This is a genomic window from Acetatifactor muris, assembly GCF_024623325.1.
Taxonomy (GTDB): Bacteria; Bacillota; Clostridia; order Lachnospirales; family Lachnospiraceae; genus Acetatifactor; species Acetatifactor muris.
In genome coordinates this window covers 20,415-37,360 of sequence record NZ_JANJZD010000002.1, presented here as the reverse complement: position 1 = coordinate 37,360, position 16,946 = coordinate 20,415, and the positions used below count along the sequence as shown (strand labels likewise).

21 protein-coding genes are annotated in these 16,946 nt (G+C 44.9%); 15 read left to right on the top strand and 6 right to left on the bottom strand.

All coding sequences use genetic code 11. The features are described from left to right. Nucleotides 1–215 precede the first annotated feature (215 nt). The 6 genes from NSB25_RS02015 (at nucleotide 216) to NSB25_RS01990 (ending at nucleotide 4,661) form a co-directional block, all read left to right on the top strand. The gene (locus NSB25_RS02015) at nucleotides 216–575 is read left to right on the top strand and encodes a BlaI/MecI/CopY family transcriptional regulator (RefSeq protein WP_103237939.1); all 360 of its coding nucleotides are present in this window, start codon (nucleotides 216–218) and stop codon (nucleotides 573–575) included. A gap of 10 nt (nucleotides 576–585) precedes the next feature. Then, a complete protein-coding gene (locus tag NSB25_RS02010; protein WP_103237940.1) occupies nucleotides 586–2,790 on the top strand; it encodes a M56 family metallopeptidase in 2,205 nt (734 codons plus the stop codon). Between the two features lie 39 nt (nucleotides 2,791–2,829). Then, complete coding sequence (locus NSB25_RS02005) at nucleotides 2,830–3,006, top strand: hypothetical protein (protein WP_172454916.1); 177 nt, start codon at nucleotides 2,830–2,832, stop codon at nucleotides 3,004–3,006. Next, nucleotides 2,964–3,125 carry a helix-turn-helix domain-containing protein gene (locus NSB25_RS29590; protein ID WP_103237941.1) on the top strand — a complete coding sequence of 54 codons (162 nt, stop codon included), beginning with the start codon at nucleotides 2,964–2,966 and terminating at the stop codon, nucleotides 3,123–3,125. The genes NSB25_RS02005 and NSB25_RS29590 overlap by 43 nt, the downstream gene beginning before the upstream one ends. A 232-nt stretch (nucleotides 3,126–3,357) precedes the next feature. After that, complete coding sequence (locus NSB25_RS01995; protein WP_103237942.1) at nucleotides 3,358–3,915, top strand: RNA polymerase sigma factor; 558 nt, start codon at nucleotides 3,358–3,360, stop codon at nucleotides 3,913–3,915. Continuing rightward, nucleotides 3,915–4,661, top strand: a complete 747-nt coding sequence (locus NSB25_RS01990; protein WP_103237943.1) for a hypothetical protein — start codon at nucleotides 3,915–3,917, stop codon at nucleotides 4,659–4,661. Before NSB25_RS01995 ends, NSB25_RS01990 begins: the two co-directional genes overlap by 1 nt. Nucleotides 4,662–4,949: 288 nt before the next feature. Here NSB25_RS01990 and NSB25_RS01985 read toward each other — a convergent pair whose 3' ends face one another. Continuing rightward, nucleotides 4,950–5,897: a helix-turn-helix transcriptional regulator gene (locus NSB25_RS01985; RefSeq protein WP_103237944.1), complete on the bottom strand. Its 948-nt coding sequence runs from the start codon at nucleotides 5,895–5,897 to the stop codon at nucleotides 4,950–4,952. A 105-nt stretch (nucleotides 5,898–6,002) separates the two neighbouring features. Between NSB25_RS01985 and NSB25_RS01980 the strand changes: the two genes are divergently transcribed. The 3 genes from NSB25_RS01980 (at nucleotide 6,003) to NSB25_RS01970 (ending at nucleotide 7,082) form a co-directional block, all read left to right on the top strand. Further along, entirely contained in the window at nucleotides 6,003–6,305 is a 303-nt protein-coding gene (locus NSB25_RS01980) for a hypothetical protein (RefSeq protein WP_103237945.1), read from the top strand. Further along, the gene (locus NSB25_RS01975; RefSeq protein WP_103237946.1) at nucleotides 6,302–6,754 is read left to right on the top strand and encodes a DUF6194 family protein; all 453 of its coding nucleotides are present in this window, start codon (nucleotides 6,302–6,304) and stop codon (nucleotides 6,752–6,754) included. Before NSB25_RS01980 ends, NSB25_RS01975 begins: the two co-directional genes overlap by 4 nt. A 64-nt stretch (nucleotides 6,755–6,818) precedes the next feature. Further along, complete coding sequence (locus tag NSB25_RS01970) at nucleotides 6,819–7,082, top strand: cupin domain-containing protein (RefSeq protein ID WP_103237947.1); 264 nt, start codon at nucleotides 6,819–6,821, stop codon at nucleotides 7,080–7,082. Between the two features lie 410 nt (nucleotides 7,083–7,492). Here NSB25_RS01970 and NSB25_RS01965 read toward each other — a convergent pair whose 3' ends face one another. The 5 genes from NSB25_RS01965 to NSB25_RS01945 all read right to left on the bottom strand — a co-directional run bounded on the left by NSB25_RS01965 (nucleotide 7,493) and on the right by NSB25_RS01945 (nucleotide 11,055). Next, the gene (locus tag NSB25_RS01965; protein ID WP_103237948.1) at nucleotides 7,493–8,389 is read right to left on the bottom strand and encodes a GNAT family N-acetyltransferase; all 897 of its coding nucleotides are present in this window, start codon (nucleotides 8,387–8,389) and stop codon (nucleotides 7,493–7,495) included. Between the two features lie 149 nt (nucleotides 8,390–8,538). Next, nucleotides 8,539–8,991: a GNAT family N-acetyltransferase gene (locus NSB25_RS01960; protein ID WP_103238013.1), complete on the bottom strand. Its 453-nt coding sequence runs from the start codon at nucleotides 8,989–8,991 to the stop codon at nucleotides 8,539–8,541. Nucleotides 8,992–9,279: 288 nt separating this feature from the next. Then, nucleotides 9,280–9,744 (bottom strand): hypothetical protein, encoded by a 465-nt coding sequence (locus NSB25_RS01955; protein WP_103237950.1) that lies wholly within the window; start codon nucleotides 9,742–9,744, stop codon nucleotides 9,280–9,282. 27 nt (nucleotides 9,745–9,771) lie between these two features. Next, nucleotides 9,772–10,233: a GyrI-like domain-containing protein gene (locus NSB25_RS01950; RefSeq protein WP_103237951.1), complete on the bottom strand. Its 462-nt coding sequence runs from the start codon at nucleotides 10,231–10,233 to the stop codon at nucleotides 9,772–9,774. Nucleotides 10,234–10,266: 33 nt separating this feature from the next. Further along, on the bottom strand, nucleotides 10,267–11,055 hold the full coding sequence (locus tag NSB25_RS01945; protein WP_172454931.1) for an EFR1 family ferrodoxin: 789 nt from the start codon (nucleotides 11,053–11,055) through the stop codon (nucleotides 10,267–10,269). Nucleotides 11,056–11,331: 276 nt separating this feature from the next. Between NSB25_RS01945 and NSB25_RS01940 the strand changes: the two genes are divergently transcribed. From NSB25_RS01940 to NSB25_RS01915, 6 genes are all read left to right on the top strand, one after another. After that, nucleotides 11,332–12,015 carry a hypothetical protein gene (locus NSB25_RS01940; RefSeq protein ID WP_242982270.1) on the top strand — a complete coding sequence of 228 codons (684 nt, stop codon included), beginning with the start codon at nucleotides 11,332–11,334 and terminating at the stop codon, nucleotides 12,013–12,015. A 423-nt stretch (nucleotides 12,016–12,438) separates the two neighbouring features. Further along, nucleotides 12,439–12,906: an RNA polymerase sigma factor gene (locus NSB25_RS01935; protein ID WP_172454932.1), complete on the top strand. Its 468-nt coding sequence runs from the start codon at nucleotides 12,439–12,441 to the stop codon at nucleotides 12,904–12,906. Then, entirely contained in the window at nucleotides 12,903–13,550 is a 648-nt protein-coding gene (locus tag NSB25_RS01930) for a hypothetical protein (RefSeq protein ID WP_103237953.1), read from the top strand. The genes NSB25_RS01935 and NSB25_RS01930 overlap by 4 nt, the downstream gene beginning before the upstream one ends. Nucleotides 13,551–13,717: 167 nt before the next feature. After that, nucleotides 13,718–14,815 carry an NHL repeat-containing protein gene (locus tag NSB25_RS01925; RefSeq protein WP_103237954.1) on the top strand — a complete coding sequence of 366 codons (1,098 nt, stop codon included), beginning with the start codon at nucleotides 13,718–13,720 and terminating at the stop codon, nucleotides 14,813–14,815. A 145-nt stretch (nucleotides 14,816–14,960) separates the two neighbouring features. Then, nucleotides 14,961–15,788 (top strand): N-acetylmuramoyl-L-alanine amidase family protein, encoded by an 828-nt coding sequence (locus tag NSB25_RS01920; RefSeq protein ID WP_103237955.1) that lies wholly within the window; start codon nucleotides 14,961–14,963, stop codon nucleotides 15,786–15,788. A 76-nt stretch (nucleotides 15,789–15,864) separates the two neighbouring features. Next, on the top strand, nucleotides 15,865–16,740 hold the full coding sequence (locus NSB25_RS01915) for an immunoglobulin-like domain-containing protein (protein WP_103238015.1): 876 nt from the start codon (nucleotides 15,865–15,867) through the stop codon (nucleotides 16,738–16,740). Nucleotides 16,741–16,946: the final 206 nt, after the last annotated feature.

Here is a 16,946-nt window from a genome sequence, read left to right as displayed (position 1 = left end):
TACAATTTGCTCAAATTTCCTGTTGCACACGCAACAAAAAGTGAGGACGCAGCTGCGTCATTCCCTTGGGCTCTCTTTTGCGCCTGGTATTTCATACTACCGACTATTTTATATTCGGAAGATTTAAGACACGAGTAGTATTGACAAAGCATTAAGACTGTGGTAGTTTAATTTTAAAAATACTACTGGTGTCTTATGAAAGGAGTTCCTGTTTGATGGCTGTAAAACTTTTTGACTCTGAATTGAAAGTAATGGAGGTGCTCTGGAAAGAGGGTGACATTCCGGCAAAGCAGATTGCTAAACAACTGACCGGGCAGTTGGGCTGGAATGTAAACACGACCTATACTCTCATAAAGCGGTGCATCAAAAAAGGGGCGATTGAACGCTCCGAGCCGGGCTTTATGTGCCGCGCATTGATACCGAAAGAGTCCGTCCAAGAGGCGGAAACCAACGAACTGATCAATAAAGTCTATGACGGTTCTGCTGATAAGCTATTTGCGGCTCTGCTCGGCAGGAAGAAACTTTCCGCTGAACAGATCGAAAAGTTGAAACAGATTGTTGGCGATTTAGAATGAGGAGGTAACTATGAGCTTACTGCAAATGAGTTTTTCCGGTGCCATTTTAATTTTAGCGATTGTTGTCATTCGTGCGCTGGCAATTAACAGATTGCCGAAAAAGACCTTTTTGGCGCTATGGGGGGTTGCGCTATTGCGCTTGTTGATCCCATTATCTTTACCGTCCATGTTTAGCCTTTATTCGGTCATAGGCCATAGGACATCCGCTATGCAAGCGGTACAGCAGACCCCCGTGGCAAACTTTATCCCGGTCACTCCGACCCAGGCTATGACGATGCTCCCAAGTACAGCCGGTATCAATGAAACGGGAAGCTCCATTTCCATATGGACAGTCATTTGGGCTGTTGGCGCACTTATCTGTTTCCTGTTTTTTGCAATTTCGTATATCCGATGCCGTCGGGAGTTTCAGACCTCTCTGCCTGTGGAGAATGATTTTGTAAAAAGCTGGCTCATTACACATAAAATAAAGCGTCAAATCGCCATTAGGCAGTCCAGCCGGATTTGCGCCCCTCTCACCTACGGCTTTCTCCGGCCTGTGATTTTGATGCCAAAGGGTACAGACTGGAATGATACAAAATCGCTTCCATACGTTTTGGCCCATGAGTATGTTCATATCCGGCGTTTTGACGCTTTCACGAAGCTGGTTTTGGTTGTGGCACTCTGCATCCACTGGTTTAATCCGTTGGTATGGGCTATGTATATCCTGGCAAACCGTGATATTGAACTTTCCTGTGATGAGGTGGTTGTTCGGCTTTTTGGAACGGGAAACAAGTCGATTTATGCGCGGATGCTTATCAGTATGGAGGAAACAAAAAGCGGTCTGACCCCGCTATGTAACAGCTTTAGCAAAAACGCCATTGAAGAAAGAGTGACCGCTATTATGAAAATCAAGAAAACATCGTTGATTGCCACATGTGTTGCGGTTGTTTTGGTTGCTGGAGTCATGGTTGCTTTTGCCACCTCTGCCGCGGCAGGAAATAATCGGTTAAGCCCTGTTCCCAATACTGGCTTTACCGATGAAGAGTATAACAAGCTGTTTGCGTTACAGCTTGACGGTTATGAGGATATGACCGTTTCCGAGTTTCGGACACAGATTTTTGAATTGATTGATACAGTCGAATATAGAGAGCTTCTGGAGCGTTTTTCACAGGACCAAACGCTTTATGATAGGAAAGACAACAATGAAACCGCCTCATTCCTGTTTAATGTGTTAGAACCGCTTATTGCCGAAAGATGGCAGGAAAGAGACTTCGGCGGCTATGCAACGACAAATTATGAGGCATCAGACAACGCGACACTGGAATATCAACTCACGATGACGATACTGGATGCAGACACGCTGACCGTCCGGGAGTACAACGATGCGCGGCTCGGCGTTGCAAATGCCATGCCAGCGCTTTTACAGGGAATGTCTTTGAAAGAACTCCAAGGAGATCAGACGGCGGTGCTTCAATCAAAAATTGAGGGCATTGCCCAGACGCACAGCCTTAAATGCCTGCAACTTTCCATTCAATTTTGGTTTATGCCGCTTTCTGGCTATGTAGATACCCTGCCCGCCAGTACCGATGATCCCGGCTTCAATGAACAAGAGCCGCGCCAGTACGGATATGGCACAAGCGAGGAGTATGCCTCACTATTGGCTCTCAAAACCCCCAATTACCAACAGATGACCGTGGCCGATTTTAATGCTGCCTTGCTGGAATGGGCCAACGAAAACCTTGACGGATGGGATCGGATTGGGGAGGATGCCGCACGAAATGATTACCGGGTGGAACTCTCGGTGGAGGAACGTGCTTTTGTGACGTTGACGAGGACGCTTTCCGGTGAAGAAAATTTCCGTATGATACAAAGCCTGAATACCGGACGCCCGGAGGAAGATCCGTGGTTTGCCGGAACCATCCTTTCAAAAGATACGGAAGACGGGGGCTATGGCGCTTGGTGTAATTTGTGGTATCAGTTTTCCTATCACATCGCAGACAAAGATCGCTTGACGATTGGCGAGCGTGATTACGCTATCGGCGGTATCGTCAGTGCCATAGAAGCCTTTTGGGATGAAACCCCACTGGATGATTTGCTGACGCTGACCGAGCACGATGTCGTAACGAAAATGGTTTCTTTGGCAGATGAATATAGTACCGATCTAATCACAATCACAATTGACGAAAATCAAGTGCAGTTTGAGGGCATGGACGAGAGAGAAAAGTCTAAATTTTGATTAAGGCGGCCTAACGGCGGTATCTAAGGAGGTATCGCCGTGGCTGTTTTTACTTTTCATAATGCCCACGCTTTGCATCAGTTAAGCTTTTTTAATGGCGAAAGTACCAGCAGCGCAACACCGCCGCCTAAAAGGGCTGTTAATAGCTGTGGCATAGAGAACATTTATGGCGGATGTCCCGCAAACAACAAAAAAGGACATTTGCCATTCCCATGAATAGAAACGCTATGGCTGAATATCTTAACGTGGAACGCAGCGCGCTTTCACGAGAGCTGTCCTATATGAAGCGCGATGGGGTTATTGATTATCATAAAAACACATTTCGATTGCTTTGAGCGAATCACATATTTATTCCATAACCAGGGGCTGTCAACTTGCGACAGCCTCTGGCTGTTTATATGTCCTGTACCCTGTTCGTTCTACAAACGCTAACATGGGGCGACTGTGCTTCGGGATGTAAGGCCGTTGTTCGTTTTTCTAAACTTTTTCAAAATGACTGTGACCTAAACGATTATTTTTCGAGTAGATAGATGAAGAACTCTATCTGGGGACAAAGGAGGTATGGAAATGGAAGATGACAGCATTGTCAACCTTTATTGGGCGCGCTCTGAAAATGCAATATCAGAAACATCTAAAAAGTACGGAAATTACTGCTATTCCATCGCTTATGGCATCCTCGGAAATATAGAGGACGCAGACGAAAGTGTAAATGATACTTACCTTGACGCATGGAACAGCATTCCGCCCCACCGTCCGTCTATCCTCTCAACATTTTTAGGTAAAATTACACGGAGAATATCTATTGACAAATGGCGTGGACGTACTGCAAAAAAGCGAGGCGGCGGTGAGATCGTGCTGGTACTTGACGAACTGTCTGACTGTATTCCCTCTAACCAAAACGTAGAGCATGAGGTGGAGGCCGCAGAATTGGTACAGCTAATTGACAGTTTCGTTATGTCGCTACCTCCTATGGAACGCCGGGTTTTCATCTGCAGGTATTGGTATTTTGACCCGATTAGCGAGATTGCTCAAAGATTTGGGTTTTCACAAAGCAAAGTAAAAATGATGTTACACAGGCAACGGAAAAATCTTCTAAACCGGTTGGAAAGAGAGGAATTTTTGTAATGAAAGTTGAAAATATTTTGGATGCTGTTGGAGCGATTAACGATGAGGCTGTGCAAGATGCGAAAGCATATAAGCGGGTCCGATACAATAAAGCGGTCAAATGGGGGGCTATGGCAGCTTGTGCTGGTCTGATTATCACAGCAACAGCACTGACACTACCGGGCATTTTGAGGGAACCGAGCGGCGGCCCGAGCATTCCCGGCGGCATTGTTACTCCAGGGGAACATCCGGAGGGTGTTGACCCGGTAATTGAAAGTATGGCTGTATATCCGGCCACCGAGGATATTCGAGATGTTTTAGATGCGACCATAGAAAGCGTTGATGAGAATACCGCCTACGGAATACCGGGATTAGGAAATCACTTGCCTGCTGATTTGCCCGCTGGCTATCATTTTGGTAAGGCCAGTCTATATGAAACAACTATGAAAAACGGAACAAAATATCACTTACTTCGGGTAACTTATACAACAGGCAATGATGAAATAACAACGGCTCCCGCTAACGATGATGGCAGAGTTGCAGTTGCAGACCCAAGCCTATTTGGTTCAAGTTTTGTTGTTCTCATTATGGACCATGAGCCAAGGACAAATAAACCTATATACTCTTTTAAGGATTTGCGAGAATATTTAGAAACAAAAGACGACAATGGAATCTTTCATTTTGCCTATGAGGATGTGTATATTGGGGTTTCTCCAGATGACCTTTCTGCGGAAGAAATCCTTGATGTAGTAAATTCTATTCCATAAAGCATGTTTACAAAGATAATGCCAACGGAAAATTCTCCGACAGCAGATTGATATTTCCTATGGCCTTGTGGAAGTACTCCCTGCTCAATGATCTGAAAAACGGAGAAACGGCATAGCCGAAGCTACGCCGTTTCCCGAAAACAATCCTATGCTGTTTTATGAGTGCCGCTTTTGACAAGGCTTTCTTTATACATTTTTTGATAGTAGCCTGTTGATGTCAATGAATAACCACTGGATGTGGCTGATAATATAATTGAACCGATAAGTATAATAGGGTTATAGGGAAGCTTACCTACAATAATGCTGATGTAATTCGTATATCTTTTGTTTCATTAGCTCCACAAGTTCTGGTGGTTCTAAGACAGTTGCATTGATTCCAAATGGCAGGAAATAATCGGCAACCCAATCCAAGGTTGTATGACGTATTTCCATGTCGATGATACCGCCGCCTGTTGGGAATGTTTTTAATCCCCTTGCCAGTAAAAATTCAGTTTCGCAGCGTTTAACACCTATATCGGTTAGCTGAATCTTTATGTGGTAATCATTTCCGATTTCTAACCTTTCGAGATATTCTTGAATGGACGCAGGAACAGGAAATTTCCCTTTAGGATATGGTTTTTCCTCTATTATTTCCTTTATACGGTCAATACGGAACTCTCTGATTTGATTAGCAACGGTGCAATATGCAGGGCAATACCAAAGCCCGTTCATAGCATATAGCCCAATCGGTATAATTGTGCGTATACTTTCAGAATGTGTTGATGAATACTGTATTGTTGCTGAATGGTGATTAACGACAATATGAAACATTGATTTAAGTAGTGGTGAATCGCAATGCCTGTCTGGAATCCAAAATACTACACTATTTTGAATTTGTGTAATACTGCTTTGTATATCTAAGGGCAGACAGTTCAAAAATTTTTTCAAAACAGATATTGTTTCCTGTTCAAAAGGTAAATCGTGATAGAATTTCAAGGCTTGACAGGCAAAGAATATAGCTTTGGCTTCATTCTCTGAAAAAGTGATAGGCGGCAAAATGCGCTCTTTCAAGATGTGATACCCGCCAGCAGCACCGACTTCGGAATAAAGGGGGAATCCAGCCTGTTCTAATTCTTGCAAATCACGGAGTATTGTTCGCTTTGACACAGAAAATTCTTTTGCTAATTCGCCTACTGTAAAATCCTTTTTGGTATTTATCGTTATCATCATTTCAATAAGCCGTTCTGCTTTTGACATTTTTAAAAACTCCTTTCCGAATGGTGACAGCCGTTGTCACTATTCCATGATAGACTATCTATGTACCAAATGCAATATGATACTCAAACGAAAGGACAAGATGTTATGAATAAAAACGTGATAGAAATGGTTATTTTTCAGACAAACCAAGAAGTGACCAAGGAACATTTTTTACGAATGTATCACAAATTGAATGAGGTGCTTGAAAAAGATATTGCCGGATTTGTAAAACGGTCATTAACAAAGGATTTAAAGCAGGATAAATGGGTTGAAATGATTTGGTGGGCATCAATGGAGGCAGCACAGGGGGCTTTGGAAAAGTTGCCGCAGGTTACAGAATTTCAGGAGTATTGTTCTGCTTTAGCAGACGAGGGAACAATGATGTTCCATTTGGAGGAAATGGCATGACACCAAACGATATTCTTTCCTACTGCCAGTCTAATTTGAAAGATGTTGTATTGGTAGAAAGTTGGGGAGAACGAGGGATTTTTTATAATCCGAACGGAGTTTTGAAACGGGGAGTATATGTTTTAACTGTTAAAGAAAAAGACGGTGATAATGATAAAGGCTCTATGTTGAACCGTGATAATGTATATCGTGTGAATGTCGGTTTAAGGAAACAGACCTTTATTAAAAAATTTGGGTATATTCCAGAGCGTCCGCCTGCTGGAAAAATCGTAAAAATGGATTATGATTTTACCGTTTTAGATACCATTATTCCCCACCCTGTCTACGCATGGATGAGCTGGGTATGTGTTTTAAATCCCTCTGATAAGACCTTTGAGGATTTCAAAGCAATGATACAAGAATCCTATGATTTTGCAAAAGAAAAATTCAACAGAAGAAAAAGTAAATAATGCAACAAAAGCATACAAGGAACACATCATGTATTCTTTCAATGGCTTTTGCAAAGGAGAGTCTATGAACAAAGACACCAGCAAGACCAGCCACACCACCGCCCTTCTGGATGTGAAGCCCGATCTTGTGAAGCGGGTAGGAAATACCACCTTTGACATACATATCCATTTCAGCGAAACGAGCTGGGAAACGCTGCACACAGAGATGGGAAATTATACGCTAAACAGCGGTGACGCTCTTATTTTTGACTCGTCTGTCAAGCACACCTATATCAATGAGCAGGATGTAATGCTTACTTTTATGGTGGTAAATTTCTATCCCAATTAAAAAAGTGGGCTGTAATCGGAATTCTTAAGAGATTCGTCAGAAAATATTCGTTGACGCACTTGGACTACTATGATAGTCTATTGTTTAGACGGACTATCATGGTAGTCTGTCTTTTTCAAAAGGTGCGCACCTGTGAAGATAAAATAATAAGAGGAACTGACAGCGGAAAACTATAAAAAGGATATTGAGGATGTAACAAAGCTTTTGGACCAGGCCGTAAAAGATAAGACCGTAACATCAGACCAAAAGGATTCTATCCTGAAAAAGATGAATGAAAACCTGGCGAAATTAAATTAGGGCGGCTGCCATATATGGGAAAGCAAAACGGGCGTATCGACTAACTGATGTGATACGTCCGTTTTGTTGTGTGGGTCATGCAAAAGTTCAATAAATTAAGCAGTCCTTATACATTATTTTTCCCAGAATGTCCATTTTACGGCATTTTGGAATCCTGTTTTTTGATAAAATCTGCCGGAACCGCCTGTCATATGTGTTGCGCCTAATGCTTTGGTTTTCCGATACATTTCAGATAATGCCGCCGCCGCAAGACCTTTATGCCGGTATTCAGGAATGGTGCAGAGAGGTTCCATGTATGCCAGGTGATTTTCAGGTGTCCACCACATCCCTGCATAGCAGGCATATTCTCCCGACTCATCTGCAATAACCACATCCAGTTCCGGCGTTGCGTGCGGCGTGGTGCTCAGTATATAATTGTGCTGCTCATGCTGATGATTCCACGGACCTTCACACTGCTCATGGTCAAAACCTTTAAAACAGCATTTGCCCACGTTTGTCCTGTCAATGTCCTGGGGGTTTACAAAGTGAAAACCTTCCGGCAGCGGAAAATCCAATTCATCTGCAAAATCATACTGCATATCCCAACGCTCGTACTTCTTATGGTATCCCAGCTGTTGTGCGTAACGCATCAATGCATCCTGTCCGCCGAAGAAAATAAATTGAATGCCTTCTTTGTTTGTAAACATATTTTCATCAGCGTATTGCACCATTTCGGATGCCAGCTTTTCATATCCGGGTTTCAGGCAGAAATAAATGTCTGTCACCGGATTTTCATAAAAGCAGAACGCCACGATTTCTCCATTGCATTCCCAGATGCGGTTTTTGTAAGAATAGGAGATATCCATCCAGTAAGAAAATGATGCGTATGCGTATTCAAAAAAGGGGGCTGGTACGCCGTTTCTCCAGTCCCTCTCATAAATTTCAAGCAAAAACTGATAGATTCTTTCGCAGTCTGCTAAAATACGAAATGGCCTTTGTGTAATACTCTTCCTGCCTTTATGTACATTCAAAGTCTGCGTCCTCCTTTGCTTTATTAAACAAAATTAACCACCCTATTAGTTTAGGTGATTGCTTAAAAGGCTATCTTCTTTTCTGCATAATCCCCATCTGTACAAGATTTCAATTTCTTGTTCTGCATAAACTACCGATAAACTGAAATTTATCTGTGGATATACATTCTTGACATCTCTGGTTCGTCATTTCCTTGAACCAGACACAAAAATTCCCAACCGTATCTTTCATAAAAGCCTGTATGGTCAGTAAGTAAATAGATTGGGGATATAGCTTTAGATTTCAAGTCATCTACAACCATATTAAGCAAATGTCCTGCAATTCCTTTACAGCGATATTCTTCCTCTGTATACACGGCGCAAACATTCGGTGTGAGGTCTTTTCTGTCATGAAAATCATTTTCGATTACTCCAAGTCCTCCTATGATTCTGTCCTTATCTAAACAGAGATACCAGCCATACTCGGTTTTGTTGTTAAGGTAAGATTCCATACATTCAAGGTAAGCTTCTTGTGGTACTCCCCATTTGTAATAAAACCATTCGGCTGCCCGATTCTTTAATTCTGGTCGCTGCCTTAAAGTGATATATTCATACTCTTGCATATTTTCCTCCATAAACCCCGATTTGTCGTCTTTACCTGATAGCATTAAGACGCACTAAATTATTATAATTTGTTCTTCCACATTGAGAACCCTTGTGTGTAACAACCTGCCTGGACAAAGCGCAGTCCCAGAATGCTCCCCCATGAATGACCGACCAAATACACCGAACTTTGATGAAACCGCAGCCCTTTCTCCCAAGAGTTAACAACAGTGTAGTTCCATGGCGGCCTGTTTTTTGAAGAAGACGCTTTCATTCCATTGTTTATAATATCTTCTTGGGATATTGGCTTATCTATGAATCATTCCGCTTTTCTCTATTTTATTCCAACGTTTGAATACAATTATTTCCGCATCAGTTCCATAGCCGCTGTACTCAGACACCATGAGATATTTCTCATCAGCGATAATTCCATAACATCTGTCGCTGTCCTTTTTATGAAGCTGATTCCCTAAATAAATCCTGTTGTCATCCCAAAACTTTACGGTCTGGCCGTTTGGAAGGGTATATTCAATGTTCGCAAAGGAACCTTTCAGCGCATTCAGCTCTGTTACTTCTTCCATATCTGGAATCTGCAGCGCATGGAAGGCCGCAATCAGCTTTTCTTTTAATTCGCTTAACGCTGTTTTCCCTTTTTTACAGCACTGTGCAACAAGGCATTCCGCCCCAAAAGGCTGCCCTTCTGTTGCTGCACATCCGTTACAAGTGCTGCATAATTCACAGTTCGTACAATCAATTCCGCAGATAGATTTCATTCTGTTTTCCTCCTCAAATTCGCTTTTTTACAGCTTCCTTATGGGAAAAAATATATACCCTTTCCCGGTCTTTGGACAGGTAAAATCATGGACGGCACCAGCCAGAGCAATACCATTGCCCTTCATATATCGGATTACTTCTGAAAAGGTATTATCATTTTCACGTTCCACATAAATATACTCATAGCCGGGTATCACCCACTTTGTCCAGCCATCGGGGGCTTTTGCATCTTCATTACACTCCACCCCTGCAAGGTAAAGCCCTTTCTGAAAGCCCTCCCAGGGCTGGAAGGAACGGGAAAAGTCAGACATTGCGCCCCATATTCCGCTGATGTTCCCATCTTCATCTTTCTTTGCCAGATGCGCGATTTCTCCAAAATGGGAATTCGCCTCATCCCATAACTTCTGAATAAAGCCGGCTCCGTCCGTTGTCGCCCCTTCTTTTCCGATTACAACAAAGGATTCTTTTTTGCATGTTTCGATTTTCATTGATTTGTTGCTCCCTTCCCTTTATGTTTCATTTCATTTTAAAGGCTCGTTCTTTTTCCCGTTTTGGATATATTTATCATAGCGGCACTGCTCAATGACTGTGTGCCCCAGTAATGTAATTGCCCTTGCCGGACAGGAACTGATGCACCGGTAACACATGGTACAGTGTTTTCCGGCAGCCGCTTTTCCATTTTTCAGGGTAAGGTTGTCTGCCGGGCAGAGCCGGGTACAAAGCCCGCAGCCTGTACAGGCATTACTGATTTTTAATTGATCCGAGTAACTTTTGGTTTTGCTGTAGTACCACAAACGTTGGCAGAGTAATCCGGCGATTCGGTTATAAAGATGCAGGCCGTTTTTGGGATACCTGCCTTTCCTGATTTCCTCTGCGCATTTCTCAATCTTTCTGTCTGCTTTCCGGATGATTTCCCGGTTCTCCTGAAAGGTTTTTTTCAGCAGCTTTACATCACAGACAGAATCAGGCATACGGATATGGAAACCGCCAACGATTTTGGCGCCATACTTTTTGAGCAGCCGTGCCGAGCAGCCTGCGCCGTCTCCGCTGAACAATCCCATAGTGGCAACGCAGAGTATTTTTTTACCCTTCCAAAGATCCGGCTGGCTTTTGATAAAATCTTTTACCATGACAGGAACGTTTGAAAACTGAACAGGATATGCAAAAACGATAAAGTCATGCTGTGATAATAAATGTATCGCATCTTTCTGCTCCATCGGAACTGCCGGCGCAGTTTTATCCAGTAAAAAAAACAGCTTTTTGATACAATGTTCTGTGTTTCCCGTTCCGCTTAAATAGATACCTGTCATATATTTTCCCTTTCAAAATTGGAGTAATGACCACGTCCCTGCACCATGGTTTCTGATTTTATCCTCTTCTGTCAATTTTACTGCCATTGACCGATTTTGGGAAGGGCTGAAAACAAACATCTTCTCAAAATCTGTCAATGGAGCAATAATAAATTAAGTTCATTCTTTTTTAAGATGTTTTAGAGGCTTTTTAGAGACTACTCTGATAGAATAGACAAAAATCTGCAGAAATACTGGATAAACTGTGGATGGAATTTTATATGAGAGGAGAACAACATGAAAAAGAAAACAGGAAAAATGATCTTATTGACAGGGGTGCTGTGCATCCTGAGCCTTGCGGTATGTGCCTGTGGAAAGACGGAGGAAGCATCAGATACCCAGGAACCACAGGTGGTTCAGGGCGAGCCGATCCCGGAGGATGATACAGAGGACAATGTTTCTGCTCCGGAACCGGAAGCGGATGCAGAAGGAACCGACACCGGGAATGAACCGGAGTCACCGGAAGCATCACCGGAACCGCAATCCGGTGAAAGCAGCAGCCAGGGAACAGACAGCGCACAGAAAGAACAGCCTGAACAACAGCCGGAAGCACAAAGTCAAAGTACGTCTGGCACATCTACAGAATGGGTGGACAGTACTCCCAATCTGGAAGGGGATATCAAAGAGCTGAAGGATGGGCAGCTTACCGTGGTAGAGGCCATTACAGAAAAATCGGATAATGGAGGTGATATCGTAGTGTCTCCTGGCAGCGGGGATGATTCTGAGTTTAACAAGATTGCAGTTACATACGATGAAAATACCCTGTTTGCTATAAAAATAATTTACGATGGAGGGGCCAGATCTGAAATGTCAGCAGCAACAGCGGCGGACCTGGCATCCGGCCAGTTCATTCAGATATGGGGAAGTTCTTCCGGCAGCGGACTGAAAGCAACCCAGATTTGTATTGTAAAAGTGGCCTGAACCTTTGCCTGTCCTCTTTTGATAAGGAGAAAACCCTTGTCAGGAGAGGGCAGTTTTTCTTAAATAAAACCTTTATTTCCTGCATTTCTTTGATAAATCTGGCATGTCTTAAAAAATTTTGCAAAAAGGTCACCTTTCGTCTTCTAATTGCGTGTCATAAGTATAACAGCATCCAACCAAAGGATACCCGGAAAGATTTTCGGGCACGGATGTAGTTCGCAGGGACATCTTCCTGCCCGTCTTATGCCGGACAAGAAGCATCGGGCGTCCGACCGATGTGGAAAACCGGATAACAACGGACTTACAAGCAAGCTTGACATCTGCTGTTATTCAAATTTTCCCGCCCTGCGAACGGTAACGGGAATTCTTCCAGGTCCGGGTATTTTGAGCGATGGATGTGGAACAGGAAGGAGATGGAAAGATATGGACCTGGAAGCGGCAGTAAGGAAACACAGCGAGATGCTGTACCGGATCTGCATTGTGATACTCGGCAGTGAACAGGATACCCAGGATGCCATTCAGGAGACCTTCTGCAAATATCTGGAGAAAAAACCGAAATTTGTGGACGGCGAGCATGAAAAGGCATGGCTGATTAAGGTGGCGACTAATCACTGCAGGGACATACAGCGGTTCAGATTCCGGCACCCGAAGGTGCCCATTGAGGAGCTTGCAGGCACACTGGTATCCCAGCAGGAAGACAGGGAGGCGGTGCGGGAGCTCCTCCAGATGCCCCCAAAGCAGAGAGCCGTGATGGTACTCCATTATGTAGAAGGATACCAGGTAAAGGAGATTGCCGGTATCCTGGGGATCACGGAGCATGCGGTCAAAAAGAGGCTGCAGCGTGGAAGGGAGCAGTTTCGGACTACCTGGAAGGAGGAATATTGCAGATGAGCACGGTGAATGGCAGTCAGTTGAAACATGCGATGAATCAGGTACACATGAAAGAAAATTTTGAGGAGGAAATGATCATGAATGTAAGAACACAGATGGCAGACGGAACCTACAGACGGAACAGTTTTAAGAGGAATATGGCATCGGCGGCAGCCTGCCTGCTGGTAATCGGGACGGTGTCCATTCCGGCCTATGCAGGGTATCTGGGACTCCGGAGTGCGATTACCAGCGACAAAGTAATGGCAAGGATGCAGGAGGTCCCCGAAGCAGAGGTGCAGGATATTTATAACATGGTCCAGTATGAGCAGCGCAGCTTCCATGCCGACCAGTTCAGCAGGGAATACACAAAGGAGGAAGAAAGCCGTAAGGAAGCGCTGAAAAAGGAGTATGAGAACGGCAGATTCCCGGAGGGTACGCTGACACTGGTGGAAAATGCAGGGCAGGCTGTGGATTCTGATCAGCTGGTTTATGCCAGAGACACCGGCTGCTTCTATCTGCCGGAAAGGGCACTGACAGACGAAGAACTTCTGCAGATCCTGGATTTTAATTCCAAAAGAGACTTTGCTCTTGAACAGAATCCGGACGTGCAGCAGCAGAGGCAGGAGGCATGGGAAGAGGCAGACGATTCCGATACGCTTCGTTAGAAACAGGGGAAAAGGTGGCTTTTCGTAAACGCACTAACGCGGAAAGAAAATACAGGATTGATACTGTCTGAAAGCAGGCAGGTACAGGGCATCAGGATTGAACAGGTCATAATGCCCTGTAAGAGCGAAACGGAATCAGCCCGTATACATGGAGGAAAAGAGAAAATATGAGAACAGGAAAATACAGGCTTTTGGGTACGCTGTTATTGGCAGGGGCTTTGTGTCTAACTGGCTGCGGCAGCACGGAATCGAATGCAGACGTTATGGCGGCGGATGTACAGCAGACGGGCTTGCTGGAGGATTCCGCAGATTCCGGTTCCGGTGGGGATTCTGGCATTACCCCGCAGGAAAGCGGCCAGAGTTCCGTACTGCCGCCGTTATCTACAGAAGCGCAGACCATAGATTATAAGGGGAGTGTGCCTGTAGACTGGCTTACGGCGTCTTCGGATGCCATTTATTTATTGAGCAGGGATCAGGACGGGGGCTCCGGAATCCTGAAGATGAAGCCAGGGGAGGCTGACGGGGAGGCCCTGCAGGTGACGGCGCCGGATGGGATGACTTTTTCCGTCATGACCACGGATGAGCAGGGGAACCTGTATGTGGTGGCGGAGGATAAGGATATTGAGGAAACGATGAGGGATGATGAGGTTGTCTGCCCTACAGAACACTGTGAAGTATGGAGGGTCAGCCCGTCCGGTGAGGTGACGGCAAAACTGGACATTTCCGAATATGTAAAGAAGGAGGTCTTCTCCCCCCGTATGATCGCAGTGGCAGGGAACGGGGATATCTACCTGTCCACCCAGGTCGATGGAACAGCAGTGCTGGCTTTTAATGCGGAAGGAAATTTCCTGAATAAAATCAGTTATGATTACAAGGTTTATAGTCTCCGTACCGCTATGGGGAGGGGCAGAGATGGAAAGGTATACGCCGTGCTTCGCGACAGTGTTGCAGATGATGGCACTTCCGTGATCGTTGAACTGGACGGACGAGACGGCCATATAGGGGATGCCACTTCTTTTATGCTCCGCAGTGATGGCAGTTTCTATTCAAATGTATGCCCGGGGAGGGATTGTGACCTTGTGATTTTCGGCGGAGAAGGAATCCTTGGATATGACCTGGGGAGCGCCAATATCAAATGGAAGGTTCCCGCAGGTAAACTGCCTTTCAGCACGGAAGGTTTTTATCCGATGGCAGCACTGGCAGACGGCAGGATACTGTTTTTGGATAGCAATAAACTCCATTATGTTCCAGCGGCACAGCAGTAGACAGTATTTTTCCGCTGCCGGAATATATGGAATCATACCATAATTATGCCAGGTGAGCATGTCAGGGTCCGTGAAACAGAGGCTTTGACATGCTTAATTGGCTGTTTTTTGTAAATCCCAGAAAGAGACAGATGCAGGAGCGGATATGGAGCAAAGGAGAAGACAGCCGGTCTGGAAGGCAGAGAGCCGGAGAAAAAGAGAAAAGAGGATTGCCAGACTACGGCGGAGGATTATAGCCTATACAGTCCGGGGAATCGTGGCGGCTGTCCTGGCAGTCATGCTTCTTCTGATGGTCTGCGGCTGTCTGTATATCCGGGATTTTTTTCGCAAAGATCATAAGGATTCTGCTCTTAAGGCAGATTCCGTTCGGGAAGCCGTACCCGGCGTGGAAGAAAATAAACCGGACACGGAATTTCCAGAGCAGGAAAAATATACGGTAGTCCTGGATGCCGGACACGGCGGGGAGGACGGAGGAACCGTGGAGCAGAAGGCCACGGAAAAGGAAATCAACCTGGCTGTTGTGTTGAAAATGAGAGAGCTGTTGGAGAACCAGGGCATCTGTGTGGTCCTTACAAGGGAGCAGGATATATTTATAAAGCTGGAGGAAAGGGTACGGGTTGCAAACGGAGAAAAAGCGGATCTTTTTGTCAGTATCCACTGCAACTATTATGAGAAAGACAGTTCGATCTACGGCCTGGAATGCTATTACTGCAAAGGGGCGGAGGACGGGAAATATTATGCCGAAAGGATTTTGGATACCATAGAAAAGAGTGGGGAGATTGTTTCGAGGAATGCAAAGCCTTCCGGCTACTATATTTTGAAAAATACAACGGTTCCTGCCGTATTGGTGGAAACAGGATACCTTTCCAATTATAATGAGAGGAATCAACTGATATCAGGGGAATACCAGGGAAAGCTGGCCCAGGAGCTGGTGGAGGGGATTGTAGAAGGGCTGGAAGGAAAAGCGGGGTAGTGTTGCTTATTTTAGGGCTTCCCAGAATCGGTCAATAGAGTAATAATAAAAGAAACCATCAGAAAGGAAAACATTGGTGAAAACAGAAAAAGTACTTTGGAGGAAGAAATATATAACAGTTTTGATACTCTCTCTGCTTATTCTGGCGGCGGTTTTGTATGGAATACGAAATGGCAGAAGAAATGACAAAGGTGGAAATATCCTTGCCGGGGCAAGCCCGGACACAAGCGCTTTCCAGATGTATTATTTTGACGGGGAAACGGTTGCGGTCAGGACGCTGTATGACAGCGGTGCGGAGAAGGAAGTGATTAAAAAAATTAATGGTATCCCCCTCCAGGCGGCAGAGGAAGATGCCCCCTCCCAGATGGAGCCTCCCTTTTACGGGTTCTGGGTCAGCAGTCAGGATGGCTTTGACATTTCCGTGGCGGCCTCCGGCGGTGTCTGGCTTAAGAATGACGGGGCGGTTTATTATGGGGATACGGATTTGTCTGGTTTATGGGAACAGATGGAAGGCAAGGATGAGGATACCTGGAATGCCCTGAATTTTCCCAATGCGGGGCGTTTATCGGCATACCATACGATCTTCCTTCTGAAAGCGGATGAGCAGACGGCAGAAGTCCCGGAGGGTCTGACTTTGACGGTGGAGGACATAGGGACAAGCGAGATTACGGTACGGATTACCAATAACAGCGGGGAGGAATTTTCCTACGGGGAATACTTTTCTATCCAGAAGCAGATAGACGGCCAGTGGTATACGGTACCGGTAAGGGCGGATAATGTGGGATTCCAGGATATCGCCCATATCCTTCCGAACGGGGAGAGCGCCAGCGAGACCTATAATCTGAATATTTACGGTACGCTGGAACCGGGAACGTACAGGCTTGTGGTGGAAACACTGAGCGCTGAGTTTCTGGTGGGGCATGGGAGGATGGCGGGAATAGAGGGGGAGTAAATGCTGTTAAAAACAGCATGGAGAAGGGATGTAACAGAAAATGGAAAGTCCTTAAATGAGGGACATTCGACATAGGATATATGTTGGATGTCCTGTTTTGATGAATAATTTCAACAATAAATATGAGAAAATATCTCATATATTGTTTATAAAATTTTAAAAATGAGTATAATAGATATTGAAAGACACATAAACTGGAGGGAAAA